The following is a 25,336-nucleotide window of genomic DNA, read 5'->3' as shown; positions in this document are numbered from 1 at the left end:
TACTGTGTCAGACAAGTATCTTATAAGAGGATAAGACGGCAGTGTAACCTGACTGAAGCGAGGATAACAGCCATCGCGCGGCCTTGCGGGCAGGATGCGTAAGGAGAATAACGGAAACGCACGAACAGATAACGGCTAAATGCGTCGGGCCTGCCAGAACACTTTTCGCCAGTAGACATTATTCAGTGAAGAGCGCATAACCCCCCGGCTGGTGGATGCATGAATGAACTGATTATTTTTGTCGTAAATACCCACATGCAAGCCGTCACCTCCCCAGCCGGTTTTAAAGAACACCAGGTCACCGGGCATCAGGTCACTTTTACGGATCCGGGTACCGATGTCACTCTGGCCACGGGTCGTTCGGGGTAAACGGATATCAAAACGGTCACGGAATGTCAGATAAACGAAACCGGAACAATCAACCCCCCGGCGGCTCAGACCACCAAAGCGGTACGGGGTACCCCGCCACTGAGATAACTGCTCATTAAGCACGGCCCTGACCACAGCAGGATCAGAAAGATTTGCATTCGGTGCAGGCACATGTGAGCTGCATCCCGCCAGTAACATTATCAGAAAGACGATTACTATCCGTACCATAAGCAAGCTCCGTAAACTGCTATCTGTCATGACTTTCAGGGTTACAGCGCAACTGACATCAGAGGTTATCTGCGTCGGGGAGGATAACTTCAGGGTGATAATATCAGGAAAAGAATGGTTACCCTACATCAGCAAGTCTGGCCACCTGTAACTTTAATTAGCCCCGGGTGTGGCCCTTCACTACCCCGGCGACAGACGACGCTGACATGCTCCCCACCCCGGTCAGCGGATAAAAAAAAGGCCGCAAACGCGACCTTTTTCACTATGCTCTGTCACAATGCTTAGCTTTGCTTCGGAGCAGCATTCTCGACACGACTTTTCAATTTCTGTCCCGGGCGGAAAGTCACAACACGGCGAGCTGTAATCGGGATGTCTTCCCCGGTTTTCGGGTTACGTCCCGGCCGTTGATTCTTATCGCGTAGGTCAAAATTGCCAAAGCCTGACAGTTTTACCTGCTCACCATTTTCCAGCGCCCTACGGACTTCTTCAAAAAACAGTTCAACAAGATCCTTCGCGTCACGTTTGCTAAGACCCAGTTTTTCAAACAGATACTCTGACATTTCAGCTTTTGTAAGCGCCATAGGTTCAATCCCTCAAGGTTGCCTGGAATCGCTCTTTTAATGCCGCAACACAGTTAGCTACAGTCGCGGCAATGTCCTCTTCTTCGAGTGTCCGGCTGGTATCCTGCAAAATCAGGCTGATCGCAAGGCTCTTATAACCCTCACTCACACCCTTACCACGGTACACATCGAATAAGTTTACGCCAACTATCTGATTTACGCCAACTTTCTTACACTCTGCGATGATATCCGCTGAAGGGACGTTTTCGGCAACCACCACAGCAATATCACGACGGTTTGCCGGGAAGCGGGAAACCTCCTTCGCAGCAGGCAGCAAGCGGTCTGCAACCTTGTCCCACAGCAATTCAAATACCACTGTCCGGCCGTTCAGGTCAAGTTTACGTTCAAGTTCCGGATGCACAACACCAATAAAACCAATGTATTGATCCTGCAAATAAATCCCTGCGCTCTGGCCAGGATGTAACGCAGAATGCTGTGCCGCACGGAACTCAATCGATGCAGCTTTTCCGGTCAGGTCCAGTACCGACTCCAGGTCACCTTTCAGATCGAAATAATCGACAGTCGCACGTTCCTGATCCCAATGCTCTTCAAAACGCGGCCCGGTGATCACCCCTGCCAGCATCAGTTCCTGACGGATCCCCAGTTCAGCATCGGTATCCGGAACAAAACGTAAGCCGCTTTCGAACAGACGAACACGGCTCTGCTGGCGGTTCTGGTTATACACCACCGCACCCAGTAAGCCGGTCAGCAGTGACAGACGCATCGCAGACATATCGACAGAGATCGGGTTAGGCAGCAGTAAGGCTTCTTCACCCGGGTGAACCAGGTTTTGCAGTTTAGGATCCACAAAGCTGTAGGTAATGGCTTCCTGGTAACCTTTATCAACCAGCATGGCTTTCACGCGTGACAGCGGCAGGTTAGCTTCACGGTGCGGAGGCATCACCAGATCAGCCCGGACCGGGACATCGGGGATATTGTTATATCCGTAAATACGCGCGACTTCTTCGACCAGATCTTCTTCGATAGCCATATCGAAACGCCAGGCCGGTGCCGTTGCCGTCCACTGTCCTTCTGCGGTGACTACATGGCAGCCAAGACGTTGCAGGATATCGGTCACCTGCTCATCTGCAATATGATGGCCGATCAGGCGGTCCAGTTTTTCACGACGCAGGGTAATAGTCGCCGGTACCGGCAGTGTTTCCTGATGGCTACGGTCAATCACAGGACCGGCTGCACCGCCGCAGATTTCCAGCAACAGCGCCGTTGCACGCTCGATAGCACGGTACTGCAGTGCAGAATCAACACCGCGCTCGTAACGGTGTGAAGCATCGGTATGCAGACCATAACGACGGGCACGACCGGTGATCGCTAACGGGTCAAAGTACGCACTTTCAAACAGGATATTGGTGGTGCTTTCATTCACCCCGGAGTCTGCCCCGCCAAAGATACCGGCCATCGCCAGTGCTTTTTGCTGGTCAGCGATCACCAGAGTATCTGAGGTCAGCGTGACTTCGTTACCGTCCAGCAGTGTCAGCTTTTCACCTTCCACGGCCTGACGGACAACAATGCCGCCCTGCACACGGTCGAGATCGAAGGCATGCATTGGCTGGCCCAGTTCCATCAGGACGTAGTTAGTAATGTCCACCACGGCATCGACTGAACGGATCCCGCAACGACGTAATTTTTCTTTCATCCACAGCGGACTTTCCACGCTGACGTCGATACCGGTAATAACACGACCCAGGTAGCGCGGACAGGCATCGGTAGCCTGAACCTCAACCGGGAATGTTTTATCGGTGGAAGGTGTGACCGCCGCAATTTCCGGCTCCGTCAGTGGCAGACCATTCAGAACGGCAACATCACGGGCAACCCCCATAATGCTCAGGCAGTCAGCACGGTTAGGCGTGACGCTGATTTCAATGGTGTTGTCATCCAGTTTCAGAAACTGACGGAAGTCAGTGCCCGGCACCGCATCTGCCGGTAATTCCATAATACCGTCAGATTCTACATTGATACCCAGTTCAGAGTATGAGCACAACATCCCTTCAGACGGCTCACCACGCAGTTTTGCGGCTTTAATTTTAAAATCACCCGGCAATACAGCACCGACGGTCGCAACAGCAACTTTCAGTCCCTGCCGGCAGTTAGGCGCACCACAGACGATATCCAGCAGACGGGAACCACCGACATTGACTTTAGTGACACGTAACTTATCGGCATTCGGGTGCTGCCCGCATTCAACCACTTCACCGACCACAACGCCATGGAATGCCCCGGCAACCGCGGTAACATCGTCCACTTCCAGACCGGCCATGGTGATTTGTCCGGAAAGTTCTTCACTGTTCAGGGCCGGATTTACCCATTCACGTAACCAGAGTTCACTGAATTTCATTGGATAACCTGCCCTTATTTAAACTGTTTCAGGAAACGAAGATCATTTTCAAAAAATGCACGAAGGTCGGTCACACCATAACGCAACATGGTCAGACGCTCCATACCCATGCCGAAGGCGAAACCGGAGTAAACTTCCGGGTCGATGCCGACATTGCGTAATACGTTCGGGTGGACCATACCGCAGCCCAGAACCTCCAGCCACTTACCGTTTTTACCCATCACATCCACTTCAGCAGAAGGCTCGGTGAACGGGAAATAAGACGGGCGGAAGCGTACCTGCAGATCTTCTTCGAAGAAGTTATTCAGGAAATCATGCAGCGTCCCTTTCAGATTGGTAAAGCTGATGTCTTTATCAATAATCAGGCCTTCCATCTGATGGAACATCGGTGTGTGAGTCTGGTCGTAGTCATTACGATACACACGTCCCGGAACGATAACGCGGATAGGCGGTGCGCTGTTTTCCATGGTACGGATCTGTACCCCTGAGGTCTGGGTACGCAGTAAGCGTTTTGCATCAAACCAGAAAGTATCGTGATCCGCACGAGCCGGATGGTGTCCCGGAATGTTCAGTGCATCAAAGTTATAGTATGCATCTTCAATTTCCGGGCCATTAGCCACACGGAAGCCCAGCTCACCGAAGAAACTTTCGATACGGTTGATGGTCCGGGTGACCGGGTGCAGACCGCCGTTTTCGATACGACGTCCGGGCAGCGAAACATCAAGGGTCTCTTCCGCCAGTCGCGCGTTCAGTGCAGCAGACTCCAGCGTCTGTTTGCGTTCATTTAAGTGTTCCTGAACCTGCTGCTTAGCTTCATTGATCACCGCACCGGCTGCCGGACGTTCTTCGGCCGGTAATTCGCGCAATGTCATCATCTGCAGAGTCAGATGGCCTTTTTTACCCAGGTATTCGACGCGAACTGCATCCAGGGTGGCGATATCCGTCGCCTCGTCTATAGCAGCCCGGGCGCGGGCAACTAATTCTGCGAGTTGGGACATGTTTTCCTCTTCTTCCGGTTAGTCTGGTATTTGTTCCACTCCGGGATGACTCCCGGGGCTGTTTCGCCAAAACGAAAAAAGCCTCCACCAGGGAGGCTTTTAGCGCGATTTTTCGTTTCTTTTCTGCTGCGCAAAAGCCCCTGACATCAGGTGCTAAAGTAAAAAAAGAAACGGAAAATAGCAGCATTCATGCTTGCGTTACCTTAGTTGCTGAGAAAGAAAACGGACTACTATAATAACAGATTAAAGTCAGAGAGTTAGCTTTTCTTGGCAGAAATAAAAAAGGGAGCAAGCTCCCTTTTCTAACTGACTTATGCCAGAACTGATTTCGCTTTTTCGACCAGAGCAGTAAATGCTACTTTGTCGAAAACTGCGATGTCAGCCAGGATCTTACGATCGATTTCAATAGAGGCTTTTTTCAGGCCATTAATGAAACGGCTGTAAGACATGCCATTCTGACGGGCTGCTGCGTTGATACGAGCAATCCACAGCTGACGGAACTGACGCTTACGTTGACGACGGTCGCGGTATGCGTACTGGCCAGCTTTGATGACAGCCTGGAAGGCAACGCGGTAAACACGTGAACGTGCACCGTAGTAGCCTTTAGCTTGTTTTAAGATTTTTTTGTGACGAGCGCGGGCAATTACACCACGTTTTACACGAGCCATATTAGCTCTCCTGTTTTATATTCTGTGAAAAAAAAAGTTAACTTATGCGTATGGCAGGCAGGCAATAACCAGACCCAGATCGCCTTTAGAAACCATGCCTTTAGGGCGCAGGTGACGTTTACGCTTAGTAGACTTTTTAGTCAGAATATGGCGCAGGTTAGCGTGTTTACGCTTGAAGCCGCCAGAAGCGGTCTTCTTGAAGCGCTTGGCCGCTCCACGTACAGTTTTAATCTTTGGCATTTTAAAAAATATCCACTTCGCATTGTTAATAAAATGAACCAGCAGGCGAATAAAACCGCTCAGCCGTAAACGGACAGAGCGGCAGTATTACTTGAATGCCTGCTACTTCTTCTTGGGTGCGAGCACCATAATCATCTGGCGTCCTTCAATCCTTGATGGGAAGGATTCAACAACAGCCAGTTCAGACAGATCTTCTTTCACGCGGTTAAGCACTTCCATACCAATCTGCTGGTGCGCCATCTCACGACCACGGAAACGCAGCGTGATTTTGGCTTTATCGCCTTCTTCCAGAAAACGAATCAGGTTGCGTAGTTTGACCTGATAGTCGCCTTCATCTGTACCAGGACGGAATTTAATTTCCTTAACCTGGACAATTTTTTGCTTTTTCTTCTGTTCCTTAGAAGATTTGCTTTTTTCATAGAGGAATTTGCCGTAATCCATAATTCGGCAAACCGGCGGCTCGGCGTTAGGGCTGATTTCAACTAAATCCACGCCTGCTTCTTCAGATTTTTCTAAAGCTTCGCGCAGGCTAACAATGCCTAGCGGCTCACCGTCAACACCCGTCAGACGTACCTCTGTTGCACGGATTTCACCATTGATACGGTTCGGACGTGTTGGTTGTACTCTTTTTCCGCCTTTAATACCTTACTCCTCCAATTGATTAAGATTTCTGCTGCGAATTTCCTGCTGCAGATTATCTATAAATACGTCGACATCAATAGATCCTAAATCTTTTCCACGGCGGGTACGCACGGCAACTTTACCGGCCTCCACTTCTTTTTCACCGCAGACAAGCATATAAGGGACACGACGTAATGTGTGTTCACGAATTTTAAAGCCAATCTTCTCGTTTCTCAAGTCTGCTTTTACACGAATACCCGCTTTTTGTAATTTACGGGTCAATTCGTTGACATAATCCGCCTGATTATCGGTGATATTCATCACGACAACCTGTAACGGTGCCAGCCAGCTTGGGAAGAAACCTGCATATTCTTCGGTAAGAATACCGATAAAGCGCTCCATAGAGCCAAGAATAGCACGGTGGATCATTACCGGGGTCTGGCGTTCGTTGTTTTCGCCGACATAGGTAGCGTCCAGTCGTCCCGGTAATGAGAAATCGAGCTGTACTGTACCACACTGCCACGCACGATCCAGACAATCATACAAAGTAAATTCAATTTTAGGGCCATAAAACGCCCCTTCACCCGGCTGGTACTCGAATTCAATGTCGTTTTCTTTCAGTGCTTCGGCCAGATTCTGCTCCGCACGGTCCCACAATTCGTCGCTGCCGATACGTTTTTCAGGACGGGTAGACAGCTTAACGACAATTTTTTCAAAGCCGAAGGTGCCGTACATGTCATAAATCATCCGGATACAGCTATTCACTTCATCCAGAATCTGGTCTTCGGTACAGAAAATATGCGCATCGTCCTGGGTAAACCCACGGACACGCATCAGACCATGTAATGCCCCTGACGGTTCGTTACGGTGGCAGCTACCAAATTCCGCCATACGTAATGGCAGGTCACGGTAAGATTTTAGACCCTGATTGAAAATTTGCACGTGGCCCGGGCAGTTCATTGGCTTAATACAGTATTCACGGTTCTCTGAAGAGGTGGTGAACATCGCCTCTTTATAGTTTTCCCAGTGACCTGTTTTTTCCCATAACACCCGGTCCATCATAAACGGACCTTTCACTTCCTGATACTGGTACTCTTTCAGCTTGGTACGGACAAAGACTTCCAGTTCGCGGAAAATAGTCCAGCCGTCATTATGCCAGAACACCATACCCGGCGCTTCTTCCTGCATATGATACAGGTCAAGCTGTTTACCGATTTTACGGTGGTCACGCTTCGCCGCTTCTTCCAGACGTTTCAGGTAGGCAGCCAGCTGTTTTTTATCCGCCCAGGCCGTACCGTAGATACGCTGCAGCATTTTGTTATTGCTGTCACCGCGCCAATAAGCACCGGAAATTTTCTGTAATTTGAAGTGATGACAGAAACGCATATTCGGTACGTGCGGACCGCGGCACATATCGATATATTCTTCATGATGGTACAGGCCGGGACGGTCATCATGGCTGATGTTCTCATCCAGAATCGCCATCTTGTAGCTTTCGCCACGTGACTCAAAGGTATCCCGCGCTTCCTGCCAGCTAACGTTCTTTTTAATGACGTTATAATTAGTTTCAGCCAGCTCGTGCATACGTTTTTCGAGCCGCTCGATGTCTTCCTGGGTCAGGGTGTGATCCATATCCACATCATAGTAGAAACCATTATCAATCACCGGACCGATAGCCATTTTGGTATCCGGCCACAGTTGCTTGATAGCATGCCCCAACAGGTGAGCACAGGAGTGGCGAAGGATTTCCAGACCGGCTTCATCTTTCGCGGTAATGATCGCAACCTCAGAATCTTCGGTAATAGGATCAACCGCATCCACCAGCTCACCGTTTACCCGACCCGCGATACAGGCTTTAGCAAGCCCCGGACCGATATCCTGAGCAATATCCATGACACTGACCGCATGGTCAAAAGAACGCTGACTTCCATCAGGAAGAGTAATAACAGGCATTTCATATCCTTAATTGCAGTGGTAACCCACACGAAAGGCTACATGCAAATATTGATTTTTATTTAAATTCAGTAAGTTACACTACCATCACAACACAAAATTATCTGTCTGGTACACTCATAGGTACACAAAAGTAACTCTATGTTTTCTTTGATGTGCTGCAGTCTGGTAATGGTACATGCTAATCCGCCTGACGAAAAGAATGGGATTAACATCAAAGGGATTTTATCAGTACCCGCCTCATGATCTGTACAAAAAAACTGCAGGATACTTTGTCACGGGGGAAACTCCGTTTTTTAGTGCAACGCTCTTTTCAAAGCTATAGGACGTTGCAGGAGGGATCGCTCAGCAGCAAAAGAACTGCTTCACTGTCGCCTTGACCGGGCACGTCACGGCTTAGCGTTATGTCTGCTTTTACAAACTTACTGTTCTGAAACAATTTAACAATTAAATTAATAAATTAGTCCATCGTGGTTCTGTCAGCGGATGTTATTCTTATGCGGCAATAACAGGAGAGTTTTATTATGAAGAAAAGTATTTCCGCACTGGCACTGGCCGGTACGTTACTGCTGTCCCAGACAGCGATGGCAGCAGGCTGCATCAAAGGCGCGGTTGCCGGGGGTGTTGCGGGTCATCTGGCTCATCATCACGCGGTTGCGGGTGCAGTGGCCGGTTGTTTTGTGGGCCATCACATGGCTAAAAAATCAGCCCAGCGCGCAGCTGCTGAAAAACGGCAGGATGCACAGCAGGCCAATCAGTAATCATGCGTTTACAGCTCCCGGATCCAGGGAGCTGTTTTTATTGCCCGTTCTTCGCGTTCCCCTGCACCTCTGCGGCAAACTCCTTGCAGGCATCCGTATCACCTGCGTGATTTTCTGCCCTTCATTGTGACCTTTACCGGTGTCTGATATTCACAACGGATCTTATTCCTCCGCGTCTGCCTGCACCCGTCAATTCCGTAAAGGTATTCTCTATCGCTAAACAATTATATTTCGTCGGCATTACATGTCGGTCAGTAAAACGGGCCGATACTGTCGCGCTCATCCCGTCGCCAGCCTTGTGACCCTAATGTCTGACCATAGAACGAATATGTTCTGCCGGGAACACAGTCATAGTTGCTATGTTCCCGGCCGTAAGGTGATATCCCTTTAATGCAAAGCGATCAGACCCGTTTCAGCGAAGCTGAGCGCAGCGGTGCCTTCGCTGATTTGTCCGCAGAGCGGTCATCCGGCTTTTTTCCTGAGGACAAGTCACACTCTTTCGGCAACACGAAGGTAATCGTCCCGGCCACTAACAGCGATACTGCCAGCGCACATACCGCGACGTTATGTCCGTACAGATAAATCATGATCCCCACCAGATAAGGTCCGCAGAATCCGCCCAGATTACCGAGTCCGTTGATCACCCCACGGGCGCTGCCAGCCACTTCCGGAGAGGCAATACGGCCGGGAATAGACCAGAAAGGACTGGTCGCCGCTTTCAGGAAGAAACCACAGATAACCAGCGCGATATAGGCTGCCACCACATGGTCCCGCAGGATCACTGATGCCACCAGCGCTGCCGCAAAGCAGTAAAGCGAAACCCGTACCCATAAGCGGCGTTTACCTGTGCGGTCGCTGAGCATAGAAATCACATAAATCCCCGCCAGAGTCGCCAGGAACGGCAGAACCGCCAGTAATCCGACACTGGCCATATTGCCGCCGGTCAGGTTTTTCAGAATGCTCGGTAACCACAGGGTATAACCGTAATCCCCGGTCTGATAAAAGAAGTTCAGTGCCACCAGCTGCATCAGCCCCTTATTCCTCAGTACCGCTTTTAACGGCGCTTTAGCGACCGGGGCCAGTTCTTCACGTGCTTTACGCTCGCGCCCCAGGACGGTCAGCAGATATTCCCGTTCTTTTTCAGGCAGCCAGCGGGCTTCCTCCGGACGGTCACTGATCACAAGCCACCAGACCGCCAGAACAACCACAGACAGCAAGCCCTCGATAAAAAATAACCAGCGCCAGTCGAGCGCGGCGATAATAGCTCCGGACACCGGGGCGGTAAGCATCCCTCCCAGGGGAGCAAACATCATCACAAATGCGTTGGCCCGGCCCAGTTCTTTTTCCGGAAACCAGTTGCTGACCATGGTCAGGACGACCGGTAACATCCCCCCTTCCGCGACGCCGAGAAAAAAACGCAGCGCCAGTAACTGATATTCATGGGTGACAAATCCGGTTGCAATCGAGACAATTGCCCAGGCCGACAGAGACCAGGCGATAAAGCGTTTACCACTACCGTACACGGCAATACGCCCACCGGGAATTTGCAGAAACAGATAACCGATAAAAAATATTCCGCTGGCGACACCGGCCATCTGGCTGGTGATCCCTAAATCTTTTTCCATTCCGCCAGGCAATGCAAAACTGATATTGACCCGGTCCATAAATGACATAATACAGGCAATGAGGATCGGTGCGATAACCCGCACCCAGCGGGTTCCTGGTATTTTATCGTTCATAATAATGTCCTGGTTACATCAGCCACCCCCGGAGACTGTCTGGCAGAGGCTGATCATCAATGAAAAAGGCATGTTCCCTCGTAATACCGGTACTCTTTTGTTATTGAATTAAGCCCGGGATCGCCCGGCCTGAGAAGTAAGCCGCCAGATTGTCGGACACCGACTGGCTCATTGCCTGGCGGGTCTCCACTGTGGCACTGGCCACATGGGGTTGCAGCAATACATTATCGAGTGCGAAGAAAGCCTCCGGCACATGCGGTTCGTGCTCAAACACATCCAGCGCTGCCCCGGCAATCACTTTTTCCTGTAATGCCCGCAACAGTGCCGGCTCATCAATCAGACTGCCGCGGGCAACATTAATCAGCCAGGCGTGTTCAGGCATCGCCTCAAAGACAGCGGCATTAATGATGCCGCTGTTTTCGGCGCTCCCCGAGGCGGCAATCACCAGGAAATCACTCTGACTCGCCAGACTGTGCAAATCCTCACACCACTGGTCATCGAGCGCATCATTACGCTGACGGCTGTGATAAAGAATGGTCATATCAAAACCTTTGGCCCGGCGGGCGATGGCCTGGCCAATGTTCCCCATACCCAGAATACCGAGACGCTTAGTGCTGACTTTGGTCGCCAGTGGCGGTGCTGTCTTTTCCCACTGCCCGGTACGCACGAAATGGTCTCCCTGACACAGCCGGCGGCTGGCAGCCAGCAGTAATCCCATCGCCAGGTCAGCAACATCATCGGTCAGTACGCCGGCAGTGATCCCGACATGGATGCCCCGCTCCCGGGTATAACTGAGGTCGATAGCATCGGTGCCAACGCCGAACACGGCGATCATACCGGCCTGCGGCAACTGCTCCAGGATGTCACGGCTGACGCCTGTATCGCCCCGGGTGACGACGGCCTGAACTTCTCCCCCGTGACGGTTGAGAAATTCTGTAGTATCGGTTTGCTCATAAAGACGGAATACCCGGTAGCTGGCGTCCAGAGAAGTTTGTAAGACGTCCATCACCGGTGCGATGAGCAAAATAACGGGTTGAGTATTTGTATGCATAGCAACGGTCCTGTCTGATAAGCCTGTAACGTGTGTTATGTATCAAACGTGTTTTTGCCGCTGATTGTTGCGATCTCCGTCACGCCAGATAATGTTAAAAATTTGTGTTACTTCTGGCGTGATCTGACAGACATTTTACTGACATGTAACAGGGGTATCGGGGGGATATGGGCTCAGGAGAGTAGAGAAAAGAGTCAATCAGTCGGTTAAATGGTTTCTCCCATCGACAACCGGTAATGCAAATCGACCCGTTCGATGGTGGGCAGTCCCTGAATTTTTTTAATCAGGATCTCTGTGGCAACCTTGCCCATTTCAAAACGCGGCGTCAGTACGCTGGCCAGTTTCGGGGTCGTCACCTGACCGATTTCCAGGCCGTGGAACCCGGCAACGGCCAGCTGCTCCGGCACACGGATACCGCAGGCGGTGCATTCGCGCAGTACACCTACGGCGAGATCATCATTGGTGCACAAAATACCGTCCATCTCAGGATACATCTGACGTGCGAGGGTCATCATGCCCGCACCGATGGTGACGGATGAGACCTTGCCAGGGGTAATACGCCCGGGATGCAGACCTGCCTCCGCCATCGCCTGACAGTAACCGGCATAGCGTTGTTCATCCCGGAGATCAGCCATGGAACCAAAATAGATAATTCGCTTTTTTCCACTGGCCAGCAGCATACGTGTCATGTCCAGCCCGGCACGCTGGTTATCAAAACCGACATTAATCCGTTCGCTGTTTTCTGTCAGCCCCATGACTTCGGCCACGGGGATTTTTGCCGAGCGTAAATACTTCTCTGCACGTATGCTGTGCACGCTTTCTGTAAGCAACAAAGCTTTAACATTAAACGCCAGTACAGTCGCAATCTGTTCTTCTTCTTTCTGGCTGTTGTAGTCGTAGTTCACCACCAGTGTCTGGTAGCCTCTGGCCGCCGCGGCGGTTTCTACCCCGGCCAGCACATCAGCAAAAATCTGGTTATGAAATGAAGGTACCAGCACCCCAATGCGCGCAATCGCATTGCTGTTCATGGCGGCATTATCAGGATCAGGCTGAAAGCCCACCTCTTCGATAACGCTGGCAATACGCCGTGCCGTTTCCGGTTTCACTTTTTCGGGCGTACGTAAATACCGGCTGACGGTCATTTTTGTTACGCCTGCGAGAGTCGCAATATCATTCAGTGTGATGCGTTGCAATTTCATTCATTCTGCCAGTCAGTACCGGAAAGCGGTAATGTCATTATGCCTGTCCGAATCCGAAATGAAAATCTTCGCTTCGGGCCGTAAATGTCGGGATCTCCCACTGATTTTATGTCATCGATCACAGCACTTGTAACGTTGTTTTGTAACATCACTTTTTAGTGATCAGCATCACAGTTTAAACGTCGTGAAAAACGTGAGATAGGCTCTGTAACCCACAGCACAGAAGTCAGTCACTGGCCGGGCGGCCCATTCAGCCTCAGCAAGGCGCCGGCGACGGAACACTCTCCCGAAGCCAGACTGCGGTGACGACGCTTGTAGCATGGCCTGGACAGGCCGGCAAAAGCCACAATCCGCCGTTGAGTGAAGAACAGCATACCGTTGATAACCTGGAGGAATATGACTATGACAGGTCAGTGCATTATCGTGATGGGCGTGTCCGGTACCGGAAAATCTACGGTAGGCCAGGCGCTTTCGCGGGCCCTGAACGCCAAATTTATTGACGGGGATGATCTTCATCCCCGACAGAACATCGACAAAATGGCGGCCGGTCAGGCGCTGGATGATGCCGACAGGCAGCCCTGGCTTTGCCGGCTGGCCGATGTGATCTACAGCCTGGAACAGAAAAATGAAACCGGCGTGCTGGTCTGTTCTGCACTTAAAAAGTCTTACCGGGATCAGCTACGGGCGGGCAGTCCGCATGTGCGTTTTTTATGGCTGCAAGGCGATTTCGAGCAGGTAATGACCCGTATGCGTCAGCGCAGAGGTCATTTTATGCCGGAGACGCTGCTTCGCAGCCAGTTTTCCAACCTGGAAGCCCCCGGGAACGATGAGCCGGATGTCATGGCAGTAAGTATCATGCCACCGGTGGACAATATCGTCAGCCAGTATATGACCTGTTTGCGGTAACACACCGCCTGAACTCAGAGACGAATATTATGATCATTGATACCTTAGCCGCCGCAGCTGGAAATCCGCTTTATCCTGCCGCCATTCGTAAGATGCTGGCAACCATTATCGAAAGTGACCCGTACAGCCTGCCTGCCGGCCATTATCAGGTTCAGGGCAAACAAATGTTCTTTAATGTCGCTGAAGGGGAAACCCGTCCACTGGAAAACCAGAAACCTGAGTTTCATCGCCAGTATCTGGATATTCATATTGTGCTGGACGGTAATGAAGTGATTGGTGCCGGCGTTCGCGGACTGCCGCTGGATCTGAGTGAACCTTTTAATGATGCACACGACCTTGGGTTCTGTGCAGCCATCCCGGGAGAGACTTTGATCCATCTACAGGCCGGTGAACTGGCAATTATTTTCCCGCAGGAACTTCACCGTCCGATGAGTACCTGTACCACACCGGCCGCCTTGCGGAAGATTGTCGCAAAAATCGACAGCGCACTGCTCTGAATTCCCTGAAAAGACTGAGCGCACTGCATCCGCCGGGATGGCCTGTCCCTGGTCAGGCTCCGGTAACGCTGAAAGTAAAAAGGCCCGCATAGCGGGCCTTTTTGTCTCATCTGTTGGCTTACATCGCGTAAGACAGCAGGACAGACGTTTTACTGTCGGTACGATCCGGCGCAGAAGATGGCGGATTGTTGTTCCAGGTCACATCATAGGCTACTTTCAGTGAGAAGTGAGAGTTAATCGCTACCTGTAAACCGGTTTCGGAGTTCAGAGTAGTATCATTCCCCAGAGTACTCAGTACGGATACACCCTGAATAAACTTGGTCGTATCTGTCAGCTGCCACTGGTAGCTCAGTGCACCGTAAGCCAGCGCTTTAGTCTGGTGACCACCATCATGATAGTCATCATAACGTACACCCGGACCCAATTCAGCACGCAGTGAATGTACAGGGCCGTTAAGGATCTGACGACCGTAACCGGCAGTCAGCGTATCGCGGCTATCGTAACCGTTAAAACGATCACTTAACCAGGTTGCCTGACCGAACAGGTAATCGCTGCTGTTCAGGTTATAACGTGAACGGCCACCCACAGAGTAGGTTTCAGAAGAACGTTGATCGTTGGATGAGGTATTTGACGCATTACCCCACAGGCTGTATGCCATCGCCTGCTGATACCAGGTCATATTGGTCTGAGCCGTCAGAGAGGAACTTCTGGTGTTACCGCTCTGGGCCAGATAGCCTGCAGACGCTGAGCCATCAAAAGGTGTTTTTGCGGTAGAAGGATCATCCATCGACGTAAATACTGAGTTATCAGCATATGCCTGCTGGGCGAACACTCCGGCGGTAAGCAGCAGCGCTGCTGAGATTTTATTGAATGCTTTCATTGAAAAACCTGTACTGACGACGTTGTTAAAAGCTAAGTCTGAACACTTTTAAATAGCGTGGCATGCTATTTACCCGAGTTTGTAAAAAAGCATGTATCCACTTTACTTGTCAAAAAAAAGTGACAGGCCTTAGCGTGATTCAGAGTGATCTGAATAGTAGCAGGTATGATAGACGCGAATACAAAAATAGAAAGCATATTTATAGAAAATACTGGCCGGAATGTTTCTAAGTATAACGTTAATTAAATACAAATTAATTTTAGCAAACAGATTTAATGCTTAAGCCGCTGATGTACCGATCCGCCCCGCCGGCAATAAAAAATTCACACCGGTGAGATCCGGCTGCTGGAATCTCTGGTTCAATGCAGGTTACAATTCGACCACACAGCGAAAAGTGAGGACAACACTATGTGGTCAGCCATTCATCGACTGTTAGAAGAGCAACAACGCGACTTTGCAGGAATATCTCATTACCATCAATGCGACGGAGGTGAAGTTAACCAGTCCTGGCAGCTGGTAAGCGGCAATACGCACTATTTTATTAAATCCAACCATCGCGAGATGCTTCCCCGCTTTATCGAAGAGGCAGACCAGCTTGCTTTGCTGGCCCGGACCGGGTGCGTCAGGGTCCCCGAAGTTTACGGCAGCGGTACCTCGCGACATCATAGTTTTCTTATTCTGGAATATCTTCCTCCGGCGCCATTGAGTAAAGTTTCCGCGTCCCTGCTCGGTGAACAACTTGCCAGGCTCCATCAGTGGGGTGAACAGCCCAAGTTTGGTCTTGATTTTGATAATTCAGTGACACTGTCACCTCAGCCCAATCACTGGCAGAAGCGCTGGTCCTCTTTCTTCGCGGAACAACGCATCGGCTGGCAACTGGAGATAGCTGCCGGGAAAAAGTTATTCTTTGGCGATACGGAACAAATCATTGCCAGTGTGTCGCGATGTCTGGCAAATCACCATCCCTCTCCCTCCTTATTGCATGGGGATCTCTGGCCGGGACATTGCGCTGAAGCACATAATGCGCCCTGGCTGTTCAATCCCTCATGTTACTGGGGAGACAGGGAGTGTGATCTCGCTTTGTGGCAAACGGACAATGTGTTAACTGCCCCGCTGCTCAATGCTTATCAGCAAATCAGCCCGTTGCCTGAGGACTATACAGACCGGCAACCGGCCTACCGGTTATACTATTTACTGAACCGTGCCTGTGCTTTCGGAGGCTCCTGGCAGGAAGAAGCGCAACAGGTGATTGATAACCTGTTGCGCGATTATCGTTGATCGCGGTAATTCAGAGGAAGCCGGTGAGTCGCAGGGCAAAGTACCCGATGACAATCACAATCACCGGCAGAATGTACAAATGAAAATACTGCCTGAAAATAGAGTGATTTTGTGTCTGCAGTTTTTCGGTCAGTTGCTTACGGGTCAGACCACCGCCTTCTTTAACCTGTTCAAGGATGAGCTGATCATCAATGCTTTCTTTAATAAAACAGGACTGGCGCCACATGCGGTCACCCGAAGCCTGTAAGGCCAGCCCGACAAAAATCATGAAGTAAATCACCCAGAACAAAACATCGGCCTGTGTCCCGAAGTCCGGGACCGGTGAGTTCTGCCATAAAAAGCTCAGAAACGGCGTGTTAAATTTCACCATATTGATCATGACATGAATGAAATCTGTTAATACCGCATCGATACCGGGTTGGTTATCACTGTGGATGTACAAATAGTTCATGAGTGATATCAGGGTCGATATCACAGCAGGAATAAATAACAACCAGCCGGCAACTTTTTTGCCGATGGCGATCCTGCCTGTTTGTTGATAATTCATGCTCTCTCCTGCAGCGGTTTTTGTGATACAAGTCTACCTGCGCCCCGGTTATTTTTCCTGTTTTATACCGCTAAAATAATAATTCCTGAGATATTTCATACAACCGGACGCATAATTTTCGTTACCCTGTTAGTTTTTTGCAATGTTTTAACCATTCACGGAGGGTTTTATGGCCTATCATCGCCCGGTCAAAGCAGCAATATTTGATATGGACGGATTGCTGATCAACTCGGAACCGTTCTGGCATCAGGCTGAACTGGACGTATTCTCACGTGCTGGCATCGATATCAGCCTGCGTGACTCCTTACCGGAAACCACAGGATTACGTATCGACCAGGTGGTCAGACTTTGGTTTGATGCGGGCAATATCCGCCATCTGAATGCTGAAGAGATCACACAGCAGATTATCGCTGAGGTGGCAGAGAAAATTCGCCAACAGCGCCCGCTGATGCCGGGTGTCCGTGAAGCTCTGGAGATGTGTCGCGAATGTGGTTTTAAAATCGGCCTCGCTTCCGCCTCTCCGCTGAGTTTAATTCAGAGCGTCCTCGAACTATTTTCTCTGCAGCCTTATTTCGACGCGGTCGCTTCCGCAGGCGAACTTCCTTACAGCAAACCTCATCCTCAGGTGTATCTGAATGCCGCAGCAGCACTGGCGACAGACCCGTTACATTGCGTGGCTCTGGAAGACTCACTTAACGGTATGGTTGCGGCGAAAGCCGCAAGAATGCGTACGCTGGTCGTGCCTGCCGCTGCAGAAGCCCATTTGCCCGTCTGGAGTCTGGCACACGCCCGCGTAGACTCCCTTAATGATCTGACACCGGATCTGTTGGGCTACTTACCGGCTATCCGCTGAGCCGGTGCAGGGAGCCAAGGCTCCCTGCGGTCAGACGACAGACTTCTGTACGCCGCGTTAAAGGTCTTCTCCCGGGCACGAACGATCACACGTGAGGATCATGACTTCCGGGGGGAATTCCGTCTCTCCGCCCGGCTCCCGACGTAACCAGCATCACTGACTCAGCAGTGTTGGTATCCTTTTCCGTTATCTGCGCCGCCTGTGCAGAAATTTCCGTGGCCTTTTCCTGCGCTTCATCGCCCCCGCAGGAGCGGAGTTTTCTCTGCTTGTGTCAATGTCATTTATTATTTGTTACAGCGTCACATATACCTTTTCGCTGTATAAATCCCTATACTGTATACATTGACAGTTAATCAGGAAGTTGCAGGATATCTCATGACGGCCGAAGGCCATATTCTCTTCGCTGTTGCCAGCGCCATTATTGCTAAACGCAGCGATCTGACCCCCGTTATTGCCCACGCAGACTGGTGGCATTTACTCCCGGCAACATTACTGACATGTCTGCTGCCGGATATTGATCACCCTTCGTCCCTGCTCGGCAGACGTTTACGCTGGATTTCTGTCCCGGTCTCCCGTGCATTCGGTCACCGGGGATTTACCCATAGCCTGATAGCCATCGTCGCCGGATTGTGGTTGTTGCATTTGAAACTGCCGGAGGCTCTGTGGCTGCCCGCTGACGTGATGCAGGGAATGGTCCTGGGTTATCTGAGCCATATTGTCGCCGATATGCTGACACCCGCGGGTGTGCCTCTGCTATGGCCCTGTCGCTGGCGGTTTCGTTTTCCGGTGTTACAGCCGCAAAAAAGTAATCTGCTGGAACGATGGTTCTGTATCACCTTGGTTGCCTGTGCGGTATTACTGCCAGGTCCTCTGACGAAACAGGTCGTCAGCACGACCGGCAAACAAATTTATTCAACCGCTATCGATTGGCAAAAACAGCTGACGCAGTCCCTGCATTAACCGCTGTACGGCGGCATAGTGAATGTTGAGTAAAGAAGTGCCAGGCGTAACGGGGAAGCCCGTTAAGAAAGCGTTAATTAGTGTAATGGAAGGAAAAATCCGAGCTATAACCCTTGAGTTTTCGGGTATCCGCGCCGATCATTTGCTCAATTATTGTCGGAGATAGAATATGAAAAAAGTTATCCCATCTCTGCTGGCGTTAGCCCTGACTATGCCAGGTATAGCGCTGGCTTACCCGCATGGTCCCGGCCCTGGTTTCGGCGGCCCTGGCCCCGGTGGCGGGCCAGGCTGGCATGGTGGTCCCGGCCCTGGCGGCGGCTTTCTGCCTGACTTAGCGACCGGAGTTCTGATAGGCGGCCTGACCTACTATCTTCTCAACGGTATTTATTATCAGCGTCAGGGGAATGACTATGTCGTGGTCAACCCGCCTCCACAGAGTACACCGCAACATCTGCAGGTGCTGGACTTTAACGGTAAACGTTATTATGTGCAGGCAGGCCATTATTATCAGCGTAATATCGACGGTGATTATATCGAGGTCCCGCGACCTGATGGTTTGTAGCCACAGAGCATCCTGAACAGACAAAAGGCCAGTCATAATGCTGGCCTTTTGTCGTATTAGCGAAGGATCAGTTCGCTTGCGGTGCCTGGGGATCTGTGTCGTATTCGCTGCAGCTCTGGAAGCCGTAATTCATCACATGTCCGGTCTCGTTATAGCTGACAAAATAGGTCAGCGGTTTACCTTCGCTCTGACCAATAATGTAAGTATCGCAGGTTCCACGGGCATGGATCATGGTGATCACGGAGGCCGGTTGCCCGCCGATATGGCGAACCTGGTCACGTGTCATTCCTTTTTTGACGTCTTTTACCACGGGTTTGGTGACATAGCTTTCTGCCTGATGATACGTCGTACAGCCGGAAAGAATAGCCATGACAGCGCCGGCTGCGATAAGTCCGGTGAATTTATGCATTATTTACCTCACTGTAATCGTAATACACAATAAGAGATCAGATGAGCTGTTCAACTGACGTCCTTAAAGTGTAATAGGTAATAACGATAAAACAAATGGTTAGCATGGACTGACGCGCCTTAAATCGATATTCTCTTGCAGAGTCCATCGCGGGAAACCAGCGTGCCTCTGGCCTCTGACAGAGATAATCTGTTAATTTTCATACTTATGTTACTCAACGGAAACACCATAGATTCAGAGGAAAAATGTACAAAGCCCCCCCGCACCGTTTCTCTTTTGTGCTGATCCTTGGCCTGATGGCCGGACTCGGCCCTTTATGTATTGATTTATACCTCCCCGCGCTGCCACAACTGGCCGACAGTCTGCATATTGCGACGGCCAGCGCACAGCTTAGCCTGACCGCAGGTCTGCTGGGCCTCGGGCTCGGGCAACTGCTTTTTGGCCCGATGAGTGATAAGTACGGGCGAACGTTGCCGCTGGCATTGTCATTACTGCTACTGCTGTTAGCCTCCATCGCCTGTTCAATGGCTCATAGCCTGGATCAGCTACTGATTGCCCGCCTGTTCCAGGGGGTGGGTGGCGCCGGAGGGGCGGTATTATCCCGTGCCATCGCCCGGGATATGTACAGTGGTCATGAACTGACTCGCTTCTTTGCTATGCTGATGCTGGTGAATGGTCTGGCCCCGATTGCGGCTCCGGTGATTGGCGGCGCACTGATGAACATTATGAACTGGCGCGGAATTTTCCTGGTTCTGTCCGGTATTGCCATTCTGCTGGTGACCCTCAGTCGTTTACATATTCATGAAACGCTGCACCCGGAAAAACGTAGCCAGGGTTCTCTGCTTTCTGCCTGGGGTGCACTGGGGAAGGTGATCACCCACCGCCCGTTTATGGGCTTTTGCCTGACGCAGGGGTTTATGATGGCGGGTATGTTTGCCTATATCGGCGCATCACCGTTTGTCCTGCAACAGATTTACGGAATGTCACCGCAAACCTTCAGCCACTGCTTTGCACTGAACGGGCTGGGCCTGGTGATTGCCTCACAAACCAGCGCCCGTCTCAGTCCGCGACTGGGAGAATACCGGGTGCTGAAAGGCGGACTGACACTGGCGTTTGTCGCGTCTCTTAGTCTGTTGATTGCCGGCATTATGCACGCGCCGTTACCGGTGATACTGTTTACCTTGTTCTTCAGCATTGCCAGCAATGCCGTCATTTCCACCACGGCATCTTCTCTGGCGATGCAGAGTCAGGGTAAACGCGCCGGCAGTGCCTCTGCGGTGATCGGAGTCACGATGTTCACGCTGGGTTCCCTCAGTATTCCTGTCACAGGGCTGGGCGGAACATCGGTTATCAGTATGACATCGACGATTTTTGGCTGTTTTATGCTGGCGATACTGATGTTTACCTTTGTGGCAAAAAAACCTGTGGCCGCGGTAAAATAAACAGGCCGCACAGAAGGAATGTTGTAACACGGCGGTCCCGCACCGCCCCTGAACCGAGGAGTCCTGTATGACATTACAACAAGAAATTATCCGTGCACTGGGTGTAAAACCGGTGATTGATGTTCAACAGGAAATACGCACCAGTGTGGATTTCCTCAAGTCCTATCTGAAAACCTACCCCGGGCTAAAAAGTCTGGTATTAGGGATCAGCGGCGGTCAGGATTCAACCCTGACCGGTAAACTTTGCCAGACGGCAATTTCAGAACTGCGTGCTGAAACCGGTGATCAGGATTACTGTTTTATTGCTGTGCGTCTGCCTTACGGCGACCAGGCCGACGAGCAGGATTGTCAGGATGCGCTGCATTTTATCCAGCCGGACAAAACACTGACCGTCAACATTAAAGAAACCGTGCTGGCCAGCGAGCGCGCGCTGAAAGAGGCCGGAATTGTGTTATCTGATTTTGTGAAGGGGAATGAAAAAGCCCGCGAACGAATGAAAGCACAATACAGTATTGCCGGGATGACCCACGGTGTGGTTGTGGGAACCGACCATGCCGCCGAAGCTGTGACCGGCTTTTTTACCAAATACGGTGACGGCGGTACCGATATCAACCCTATCTTCCGCCTGAACAAAGGTCAGGGCAAACAGCTGCTGAAGCAGCTTGGCTGTCCTGAGCACCTCTACCTGAAACATCCGACAGCGGATCTGGAAGACGGACGTCCGGGCCTGCAGGATGAGGTAGCTCTGGGAGTGACTTATGCCCTGATCGATGCCTATCTGGAAGGTAAAACGATAGCGCCTGAAGCGGCGAAAATCATCGAAGGCTGGTACCTGAAAACAGAACACAAACGTCAGCCACCCATCACGGTCTTCGACGACTTCTGGAAAAAATAGTCACCTTGCGGACAACGTCAAAAACCACCTTCTGAGAAGGTGGTTTTTTTATGCTTCCGGCGCGGGGTCTCTGTCACTTTCCGGTCGCCCACCGGGATCGGCCTGATAGTATTGATTCCGTCTCCTGCCGGTACGCTCAGAGTGGCCTGATAACAACGCCCCCTCATGATAATAAAACCGCCATAATGGCTGACGGCGTTTCCTGTCCGTCAGCCCTCAGGGCGGTCTCAGGGGATCTATGTTGTGCCGGAATTAGCCAGCGGAATTCTGTGGCGCATGTCCTTTATGGTCATGTTTTTCGGTCAGATGACGCTCAAAGTCTTCGTTGTACTGTTTCTTCTGTTCCGGAGTCAGGACGTTGTACAGTTTGTTTTCTGTCTGCAGCCGCTGGAATGCACGATCTTTAGCACCCGCGGCCTGGCTGGCCGCTTCAGCTTCTGCTTTTGCCTGATCGAAACTGTCTGATGCGACTATCTGATGAGCCGCACGGCGCTGCTCAACTGACGGACGTTTCATCTGCTGATGGCTCTGCTTCATGATCTCACGCACCTGCTGTTTCTGGGCATCCGTCAGCTTAATGCCATGGAAGAAGTCAGGTCCGTGAGGATGCATCGGACGGTGCTGGGAAGCCGGAGGAGGCGTCAGATTTTCGGCCTGCGCGTGTACCACACTGGCAGCACCAAAGGCCAGTGATGTTGCCAGGATCAGTGAAGTGAGTTTACGCATAGAGTCATATCCTTAATGTTTTTAGTTGTCTGACGATGTCTGTTGACACTGTCGTCGTCAGAACCCACTTTACGCCTGCCAACGTCAATTATTCAGAGGCTGCGTAAAACACTGAAAACATAAATGTGAAAAAATCCGCAATCGTGGAGAAAAAATGAGGAAGCCGCAGCAGAGTGATAAGAAAGTGTATGGCAGAAAGGGGAACAGCCCGGCAAAACCGCCTCCGGGCTGAGATTTTCCGGGTTTATGGCTCTTCTTCCAGCATCAGCCCTGCCCGCAGGCCAAATGCCACCCGGGGGTTAGGAAACAGTACCCGCTCGCCTTGCGGATGCTGCACTACCTCAGTGTGATCGCCGTCTTCAGTCAGTACCGTCCCTGCAGGAAACCATGTAAAGTTCGGCGTCGTGTCTGTCATATGCAGATGAAAATGTTCGCCGGTACGGGTTAACTGCCTGATCACCCGGAAACAGCGTGGCGGGCTTTCCGGCGCCTGCGGAGTTCCGGTATCACCACAGATCCTGGCCCGCAGTGCCCTCCGGGCACGATCAAATTCCGACAGCTGATTACAACCAAACGGCAGTGCCTTCCCAAGCTCCAGGGTACAGCTCTCCGCTTCCGTCATATGGCAGGTATAGTGGCTGAAGGTCCCGCCCGGGGCCTGATGGAAAACCAGCGCTTCCAGACCGGCACGGCCCAGCCAGTCGATAAAGGGCGCATTCCGTGGTCGGGGGCTTGCCGGCAACAATCCGAATTGCGGGTAGAGTGATCCGCGAATAGCCGTATGCAAATCGAGATGCCAGCAGACTGACTGTGCTTCATCCCCGCGACGGAAGTCACAGACCGCCTGCTCTAACTGCGCTGCACGCTGCGATTCATCGCAGGAGGGTAATGTGTCCCGGTAACCTGAAAACAGGCGATTCAGATCATAATCGATATAGCGCACACCCTGACGTATTGCCTGCGGATTCCCGAAGATCACCAGCAATCGCTGCGCAACCGGACATTCGCCGGCCAGTAATTCCGTCACCAGCTGATTCAGGATCTCTATTGGCGCGGTTTCGTTACCGTGGATCCCGGCAGAAATAATCAGCGATCCCGGCTCACGGGGTGTGCGGGGGGTAAACTCCAGTATCCCCTCCCCTGTTTCACGCCAGTAAAGTGTGGCATTTTCTCCCTCTCCCGGCAGAGCCGGCTGCCCGGATAACATGCCCTGAAGATAATCGGTCATTCGTTTTTATCCTTACTGTGATTGCCGGAAGTCATACACCGCCCCGAGGTTCAGTATGCCCGTCAGTTCATCCAGAGCCTGATAATTTTCCGTCAGTAGTTGCGGGTCTGCCAGGTCATCCGCCGTCAGCCGGTCACGGTAAAATTTCCGTGCCCAGGCCGTCAGCCGGGCATAGAGTGCATCATTCATCATGACAGCCGGATTGACGGCCTGACGTTCTTCTTCTGTCAGAGTAACCCGCAAACGCAGACACGCAGGCCCGCCGCCATTACGCATGCTTTCGCGCAGATCGAAGACCTGTAAATCGGTGACCGGATTGTCATCGGCCAGCAGCTGTTGCAGATATTGCCATACTGCCGGATGTTCACGGGCTTCCTGCGGCAGCACCAGCGACATACTGCCATCTTTCCGGCTCAGTAACTGGCTGTTAAAGAGATAGGTTTTTACTGCATCACTGACCGTCACGGCCTCATCCGGCACCACCAGCGGATGAAACTCAGGCAGGCGTTCCCGGAGGGTATCAAAAAGTGCCTGTTGTCCGGTAAAGGCATGTTCATGACAAAAAAGCACTTCGCGGTGACTGACGGCAATCACATCATTATGAAACACTCCCTGATCGATCACCGCGGGGTTCTGTTGTGCATAAAGGGTTCTTTGCGGATCCAACTGGTGCAGCCTCGCTACCGCTTCACTGGCCTGACGGGTCTGTCGGGCAGGATAGCGTACCGGCCCGTCGGATGGCTTTCCGGCATCATAACCGTACACAAACAGCTCCAGCCCCGGATCGCCTGCGCGGTGATACAGACGGTTATGATTTGCCGCCCCTTCATCGCCGAAGGCCGGGGTCTGGGGTAAAGCGTCATGAACAATAAACCGCCGTTCATCGGCGAATAGCGCACGCAGTATTGCTGTCGTTCCCGGGGCTTCAGACATCCGGTGCAGTTTATTATTCAGGTTCGCGACCGTGAAATGTACTCGGTTATCGGCAGTATCTGCTGAAGGCGATACGGTGGCGGCATTTGCCACCCACATGGAGGAGGCAGAACAGGCGGCGGATAAAAGCTCCGGGGCCTGTTTACGGGCTTTTTGCAGTATCTGTACATCATTGCCGGTAAAACCTATCTGCCTCAGCAGGCGCAGATCCGGACGAGCCACTGGCGGGATCACGCCCTGCACAAACCCCTGGTCCGCGAGGGCTTTCATTTTCTCCAGCCCCTGCAGCACGGCTTTCAGCGGATTGGACGGCTGATACTGATGACGGGCAGAAGCCTCATTCCCGAAGGATAATCCGGCATAATGGTGTGTCGGCCCCACCAGGCCGTCAAAATTGGCTTCTGTCACCTGCATATCTCT

27 protein-coding genes and 1 other annotated feature are annotated in these 25,336 nt (G+C 51.6%); of the genes, 9 read left to right on the top strand and 18 right to left on the bottom strand.

Annotated elements, in window-relative coordinates; genetic code table 11:
• Positions 1-135 precede the first annotated feature (135 nt).
• From CG67_RS05160 to thrS, 9 genes are all read right to left on the bottom strand, one after another.
• The gene (locus CG67_RS05160) at positions 136-597 is read right to left on the bottom strand and encodes an NlpC/P60 family protein (RefSeq protein ID WP_025901916.1); all 462 of its coding nucleotides are present in this window, start codon (positions 595-597) and stop codon (positions 136-138) included.
• Between the two features lie 281 nt (positions 598-878).
• Positions 879-1,178 (bottom strand): integration host factor subunit alpha, encoded by a 300-nt coding sequence (gene ihfA, locus CG67_RS05155; RefSeq protein WP_025901915.1) that lies wholly within the window; start codon positions 1,176-1,178, stop codon positions 879-881.
• Positions 1,179-1,182: 4 nt separating this feature from the next.
• Complete coding sequence (gene pheT / locus CG67_RS05150) at positions 1,183-3,570, bottom strand: phenylalanine--tRNA ligase subunit beta (RefSeq protein WP_025901914.1); 2,388 nt, start codon at positions 3,568-3,570, stop codon at positions 1,183-1,185.
• A gap of 14 nt (positions 3,571-3,584) precedes the next feature.
• Positions 3,585-4,568 (bottom strand): phenylalanine--tRNA ligase subunit alpha, encoded by a 984-nt coding sequence (pheS, locus tag CG67_RS05145; RefSeq protein WP_025901913.1) that lies wholly within the window; start codon positions 4,566-4,568, stop codon positions 3,585-3,587.
• A gap of 71 nt (positions 4,569-4,639) precedes the next feature.
• Positions 4,640-4,764 (bottom strand) — a sequence feature (Phe leader region).
• Positions 4,715-4,759 carry a pheST operon leader peptide PheM gene (gene pheM / locus CG67_RS18030; protein ID WP_001386830.1) on the bottom strand — a complete coding sequence of 15 codons (45 nt, stop codon included), beginning with the start codon at positions 4,757-4,759 and terminating at the stop codon, positions 4,715-4,717. (Overlaps the previous feature by 45 nt.)
• A 115-nt stretch (positions 4,765-4,879) precedes the next feature.
• A complete protein-coding gene (rplT, locus tag CG67_RS05140; protein ID WP_025901912.1) occupies positions 4,880-5,236 on the bottom strand; it encodes a 50S ribosomal protein L20 in 357 nt (118 codons plus the stop codon).
• A 42-nt stretch (positions 5,237-5,278) separates the two neighbouring features.
• The gene (gene rpmI / locus CG67_RS17350) at positions 5,279-5,476 is read right to left on the bottom strand and encodes a 50S ribosomal protein L35 (RefSeq protein ID WP_004157374.1); all 198 of its coding nucleotides are present in this window, start codon (positions 5,474-5,476) and stop codon (positions 5,279-5,281) included.
• Between the two features lie 102 nt (positions 5,477-5,578).
• A complete protein-coding gene (gene infC / locus CG67_RS05135; protein ID WP_025901911.1) occupies positions 5,579-6,118 on the bottom strand; it encodes a translation initiation factor IF-3 in 540 nt (179 codons plus the stop codon).
• A gap of 3 nt (positions 6,119-6,121) precedes the next feature.
• A complete protein-coding gene (gene thrS / locus CG67_RS05130; RefSeq protein ID WP_025901910.1) occupies positions 6,122-8,050 on the bottom strand; it encodes a threonine--tRNA ligase in 1,929 nt (642 codons plus the stop codon).
• A 524-nt stretch (positions 8,051-8,574) separates the two neighbouring features.
• Here thrS and CG67_RS05125 point away from each other — a divergent pair.
• Positions 8,575-8,811 (top strand): hypothetical protein, encoded by a 237-nt coding sequence (locus CG67_RS05125; RefSeq protein ID WP_025901909.1) that lies wholly within the window; start codon positions 8,575-8,577, stop codon positions 8,809-8,811.
• Between the two features lie 401 nt (positions 8,812-9,212).
• Here the strand turns inward: CG67_RS05125 and CG67_RS05120 are convergent, their stop codons facing one another.
• The 3 genes from CG67_RS05120 to CG67_RS05110 form a co-directional block, all read right to left on the bottom strand.
• Entirely contained in the window at positions 9,213-10,550 is a 1,338-nt protein-coding gene (locus tag CG67_RS05120) for an MFS transporter (protein WP_025901908.1), read from the bottom strand.
• A gap of 100 nt (positions 10,551-10,650) precedes the next feature.
• Positions 10,651-11,601, bottom strand: coding sequence for a 2-hydroxyacid dehydrogenase (locus CG67_RS05115; RefSeq protein WP_025901907.1), 951 nt, complete (start codon positions 11,599-11,601; stop codon positions 10,651-10,653).
• Positions 11,602-11,807: 206 nt separating this feature from the next.
• A complete protein-coding gene (locus CG67_RS05110) occupies positions 11,808-12,800 on the bottom strand; it encodes a LacI family DNA-binding transcriptional regulator (RefSeq protein WP_025901906.1) in 993 nt (330 codons plus the stop codon).
• Positions 12,801-13,202: 402 nt separating this feature from the next.
• Here CG67_RS05110 and CG67_RS05105 point away from each other — a divergent pair, with 402 nt between their 5' ends.
• Positions 13,203-13,706: a gluconokinase gene (locus tag CG67_RS05105; RefSeq protein ID WP_025901905.1), complete on the top strand. Its 504-nt coding sequence runs from the start codon at positions 13,203-13,205 to the stop codon at positions 13,704-13,706.
• Between the two features lie 29 nt (positions 13,707-13,735).
• Entirely contained in the window at positions 13,736-14,203 is a 468-nt protein-coding gene (locus tag CG67_RS05100; protein WP_025901904.1) for a YhcH/YjgK/YiaL family protein, read from the top strand.
• A 118-nt stretch (positions 14,204-14,321) separates the two neighbouring features.
• Here CG67_RS05100 and CG67_RS05095 read toward each other — a convergent pair whose 3' ends face one another.
• Complete coding sequence (locus CG67_RS05095; RefSeq protein ID WP_025901903.1) at positions 14,322-15,083, bottom strand: YdiY family protein; 762 nt, start codon at positions 15,081-15,083, stop codon at positions 14,322-14,324.
• Between the two features lie 408 nt (positions 15,084-15,491).
• Between CG67_RS05095 and CG67_RS05090 the strand changes: the two genes are divergently transcribed.
• The gene (locus tag CG67_RS05090) at positions 15,492-16,361 is read left to right on the top strand and encodes a fructosamine kinase family protein (RefSeq protein ID WP_025901902.1); all 870 of its coding nucleotides are present in this window, start codon (positions 15,492-15,494) and stop codon (positions 16,359-16,361) included.
• A gap of 10 nt (positions 16,362-16,371) precedes the next feature.
• On the opposite strand, the gene CG67_RS05085 is transcribed toward CG67_RS05090, so the two are convergent.
• Positions 16,372-16,908: a YniB family protein gene (locus CG67_RS05085; RefSeq protein WP_025901901.1), complete on the bottom strand. Its 537-nt coding sequence runs from the start codon at positions 16,906-16,908 to the stop codon at positions 16,372-16,374.
• 169 nt (positions 16,909-17,077) lie between these two features.
• Here CG67_RS05085 and hxpB point away from each other — a divergent pair, with 169 nt between their 5' ends.
• The 3 genes from hxpB to CG67_RS05070 all read left to right on the top strand — a co-directional run bounded on the left by hxpB (position 17,078) and on the right by CG67_RS05070 (position 19,283).
• Positions 17,078-17,761, top strand: coding sequence for a hexitol phosphatase HxpB (gene hxpB / locus CG67_RS05080; protein WP_025901900.1), 684 nt, complete (start codon positions 17,078-17,080; stop codon positions 17,759-17,761).
• A 375-nt stretch (positions 17,762-18,136) separates the two neighbouring features.
• Entirely contained in the window at positions 18,137-18,721 is a 585-nt protein-coding gene (locus CG67_RS05075; RefSeq protein ID WP_025901899.1) for a metal-dependent hydrolase, read from the top strand.
• A 169-nt stretch (positions 18,722-18,890) separates the two neighbouring features.
• A complete protein-coding gene (locus CG67_RS05070) occupies positions 18,891-19,283 on the top strand; it encodes a DUF6515 family protein (RefSeq protein ID WP_025901898.1) in 393 nt (130 codons plus the stop codon).
• 67 nt (positions 19,284-19,350) lie between these two features.
• On the opposite strand, the gene osmE is transcribed toward CG67_RS05070, so the two are convergent.
• Complete coding sequence (gene osmE, locus CG67_RS05065; RefSeq protein WP_025901897.1) at positions 19,351-19,692, bottom strand: osmotically-inducible lipoprotein OsmE; 342 nt, start codon at positions 19,690-19,692, stop codon at positions 19,351-19,353.
• Positions 19,693-19,937: 245 nt separating this feature from the next.
• Here osmE and CG67_RS05060 point away from each other — a divergent pair, with 245 nt between their 5' ends.
• Both CG67_RS05060 and nadE read left to right on the top strand, forming a co-directional pair.
• Positions 19,938-21,134: a multidrug effflux MFS transporter gene (locus CG67_RS05060; RefSeq protein WP_025901896.1), complete on the top strand. Its 1,197-nt coding sequence runs from the start codon at positions 19,938-19,940 to the stop codon at positions 21,132-21,134.
• Positions 21,135-21,201: 67 nt separating this feature from the next.
• On the top strand, positions 21,202-22,029 hold the full coding sequence (gene nadE / locus CG67_RS05055) for an ammonia-dependent NAD(+) synthetase (RefSeq protein WP_025901895.1): 828 nt from the start codon (positions 21,202-21,204) through the stop codon (positions 22,027-22,029).
• Between the two features lie 252 nt (positions 22,030-22,281).
• Here the strand turns inward: nadE and spy are convergent, their stop codons facing one another.
• The 3 genes from spy to astB form a co-directional block, all read right to left on the bottom strand.
• Positions 22,282-22,755, bottom strand: a complete 474-nt coding sequence (spy, locus tag CG67_RS05050; protein WP_025901894.1) for an ATP-independent periplasmic protein-refolding chaperone Spy — start codon at positions 22,753-22,755, stop codon at positions 22,282-22,284.
• Positions 22,756-22,999: 244 nt separating this feature from the next.
• Positions 23,000-23,983: a succinylglutamate desuccinylase gene (astE, locus tag CG67_RS05045; RefSeq protein ID WP_025901893.1), complete on the bottom strand. Its 984-nt coding sequence runs from the start codon at positions 23,981-23,983 to the stop codon at positions 23,000-23,002.
• Between the two features lie 12 nt (positions 23,984-23,995).
• Positions 23,996-25,330 (bottom strand): N-succinylarginine dihydrolase, encoded by a 1,335-nt coding sequence (gene astB, locus CG67_RS05040; RefSeq protein ID WP_025901892.1) that lies wholly within the window; start codon positions 25,328-25,330, stop codon positions 23,996-23,998.
• Between the last annotated feature and the right edge of the window lie 6 nt (positions 25,331-25,336).

Origin of the sequence: Tatumella sp. UCD-D_suzukii (assembly GCF_000611875.2) — a bacterium.
Classification (GTDB): Bacteria; Pseudomonadota; Gammaproteobacteria; order Enterobacterales; family Enterobacteriaceae; genus Tatumella; species Tatumella ptyseos.
This window is presented reverse-complemented; position numbering and strand designations above follow the sequence as displayed.